Here is a 3,229-nt window from a genome sequence, read left to right on the forward strand (position 1 = left end):
ATAGGCGGGGCCTCTGCCAAACAGGCGCAGGACGGAGGGGCCGAGCTTGCGCCACAGCAGCCAGGCACCGAACAGGGTGACGAAAACAAAGCTCATGATTTCCATGAACCAGGCCGCATCGGTCATCGAGACGGCGGTGCCGCGCAGGACGAAATAGGCGACCGCCATCACTGCGACCGCGGTCAGGCCCTGCAGCAGTGCCGAGACGAAGGACAACAGGATGCCGCGCCGCAGCGCCACTTCATTGGCCACCATGTAGGACGAGATCACCGCCTTGCCGTGACCGGGGCCGGCGGCGTGGAAAATGCCGTAGGCGAAGGACAGGCCGATAAGCACCCACAGCTTGCTGCCGTCCTGGCGCATCGCCTTCATCGCCGTCGCCAGTGCGCGGTAAAATTCCTGCTGCCTCAGATTGATCCACATCAGGATGTGGGCGAATGGGCCGGTGGTGGGCGCCATGCCGTCATTGACGCCGATGCCGAGCGAACTCTGGGCATGGGCGGAACTGGCGAAATGCATCATGACAAAGGTGATGGCCAACAGGCCGAATGCCAAACGCAGGGACGGTTTCGTCACCGGCTTCATCCTTCTGGCTGACAGTTCAGTTCGAGCTTGGTGGCGAAGATCTTGCTCATGTCGGTGCCTGTCGGATCGTTGAAGAAGGCATCGGTCAGGGTCTTCTGGTTTTCGGCGATCGCCTCGTCCGGATCGGGACGGATAACCTTGCTGGTGCAGTTCGACGGCAGGCCTTCAACCGTGATGTTGCGGTCCTCGGTGAAATCGATCGCCGTGTAGAAGGTCGGATCGTAGACGCCGATGTCGATCTTGCCGTTGAGCTTGATCGGCTCCTTCGGCTCGGACTCGAACAGGATGATCAGCTGGTCATTGTCGAAATTGGCCATCAGATGCGGCGGCGGCGTCATCGCCACGTCCTTGCCGTCGACAGTGACGAGCTGGAAGTAGTTGAACTCCGCAAGCGAGGCGTGGACAGTGTCGGCAACCTCCTTCAGCTCCTTGTCGTCGAGCTTCAGGTCGGAGTTCTTGTCGAACTCCATCATCACCGTCGAGGAAAACAGATCGTCGAAGCGCCAGAGATGGCGCAGCGCCTTCACACTTTGGTGATCCGGGGAGAGGATCACGTCAAGGCGAGCCTCGGCGAAGACATGGGGATGCACATAAGCCGGTCCGGTGGCGGCAAAGGTCGCCGCCAAGGCCGAAGCCAGCATGATTGCGTGCCGTTTCAGGTGCATTCTCGGTCGCGATTCCATCGGCCTCGGAGAGATGTCGAGGAGTTACCAGAAAGGGGGCGAAATTGGGACCGCTGGTGGGTGTCGCCCAAAAGCGGGCAGCGGCTTGGAACGGTCAGGCAGCCTCACGCGTCCTGAACCACTGCACCAAAAAGTCGACGAAAACGCGGACCTTGGCCGGCAGGTAGCGGCGGTGCGGATAGACGGCGAAAATACCGCCGCCCGACAGGATGCGGTCATCGAGCACCGTCACCAGCCGCCCGCTTTCGAGATCGGGCGCGGCGATGAAATCCGGCAGGACGGAAAATCCAAGCCCCGCCAGGGCCGCCGCCCGCGCCGTCATCGGGCTGTTGACCTCGATAGGACCCGACACCGCGACGCTCACCGGATCGCCATTCTCGCCCTTGAACGGCCAGTTGTTCAGTCCACGGCCATTGGTGTCGACGATGCAGGGCATGCGGCCGAGATCCTGCGGCCGGGTCGGCATGCCGTGCTTGGCGATCAGTTCGGGAGAGGCGCACAGCCTTATCGAAAACGGCGCCAGCCGCCTGGCGATCAGCGACGAGTTCTCCAGCCGCGAGATGCGCACCGCGAGATCRAAGCCTTCCTCGACAAGGTCGACGAAACGGTCGTCGAGCTGGATGTCGAGCACGATGTCGGGATATTGCTTGGCGAAGTCGATCAGCGACTGGCCGATCGGCGCATCGGCGAAGGTGCGCGGCGCTGACAGCTTGATCCGGCCACGCACGTCGCCGGAGGATTCGCGCACTGCATCGGCCAGGCTGTCGACCTCGCGCACGATCTCGGAGGCGCGCCGGTAATAGGTGTGGCCGGCCTCGGTCATCGAGAACTGCCTTGTGGTGCGGTTGAGCAGCAGCGCACCGAGCTCGTCCTCCAGCTCGCGCACATATTTCGACAGCAATGCCTTGGAGCGGCCGATCTTGCGCGCCGCCGCCGAAAAGCCCTCGGCCTCGACCACATCGATGAAGGCACGCATGCGGGTCAGTGTGTCCATGGTCAGGCCTTTCGCGCGGCGTCGAGAAGTTTCCGGCCGAGCCGTATCAGGGCAATGTCGCTGCCGGAAGGGCCAAGCAGCGACAGGCCGAACGGCGCGCCGGCGACCGAGCCGATGGGCAAGGTGATTTGCGGAAAACCCGACAGGCCGGCCAGGCACAGAAGCCGCAGCGCCTGCTCGCGATAGGCCTGGAACTGCTCCGGCGTGCTGTCTACGTAGGGCGCCGGGCCAGGCACCGTCGGCAGGACAAGGAAGCCGTCCTTGCCGAGCAGGGCGCTCAGTTCGGCGCTGAAGGTCAGCCGGCGCACCGTCTCGGCCTGTGCCGTTCGGTCGTCGACGGCGCGGCCAAAGCCGAAACGTTCATCGACGCCGTGGCCGAGGTCGCGCTCGCCACTGGTGATCCATGCGCCATGCACCGCCCAGGCTTCCCTGGCCTGCAGCCGGCGAAAGCACCAGTAGAGTTCATCCGGAGACGAGGCGAAGGGCGCCGCCGGGGTCGCAGGCGTGCCGAAAACCTTGCTCGCCAGCGCCTTCATCCCAGCATATTCGGCAAGTGCCGGGCGGGAGACCAGTCTATCCAGCCAATCCAGCGCCAGCGGGCGCTCCAACGCTTGCTGGTGCGGGTCGCGGCCCAGCAGCAGCTTGCCCACTGTCTCGTAGGTCTCGATATCGTCGGCGAACCAGCCGAACGTGTCGAAGCTCGGCGCCAGCTTCATCGCGCCGTCGAGCGAAATGCGGCCATGCGTGGTGCGCAGCCCAATCAACCCGCAAAAGCTCGCCGGCGCGCGGATAGAGCCGCCGGTGTCGGAGCCGGTGGCGATATCGGCCAGCCTGCCTGCCACAGCCGCAGCCGACCCCGATGACGAGCCGCCGGTGACGCGGTCGGGCGCTGCCGGGTTCACCGGAAACGGAAAATGCGCATTCTGACCGAACAGCGCGAAGGCAAGTTCGTCGGTCTGGGTCTTGC

Annotated in this window: 4 protein-coding genes; all 4 read right to left on the reverse strand. The window is 64.2% G+C overall.

Translation table 11 applies throughout. The features are described from left to right. Positions 1-585, reverse strand: a 585-nt coding sequence (locus ACXJ7R_RS28295) for a nickel/cobalt transporter (RefSeq protein ID WP_457154705.1), incomplete at its 3' end; no start/stop codon positions are given. After that, entirely contained in the window at positions 582-1,250 is a 669-nt protein-coding gene (locus ACXJ7R_RS28300) for a DUF1007 family protein (RefSeq protein ID WP_457154706.1), read from the reverse strand. The genes ACXJ7R_RS28300 and ACXJ7R_RS28295, both read right to left, overlap by 4 nt. Positions 1,251-1,362: 112 nt before the next feature. Beyond that, positions 1,363-2,262 (reverse strand): LysR family transcriptional regulator, encoded by a 900-nt coding sequence (locus ACXJ7R_RS28305; RefSeq protein ID WP_457154707.1) that lies wholly within the window; start codon positions 2,260-2,262, stop codon positions 1,363-1,365. Between the two features lie 2 nt (positions 2,263-2,264). Then, on the reverse strand, positions 2,265-3,229 hold a 965-nt coding region (locus tag ACXJ7R_RS28310), incomplete at its 5' end, for an amidase (protein WP_457154708.1).

It is taken from the genome of Mesorhizobium sp. P5_C1 (assembly GCF_054049815.1).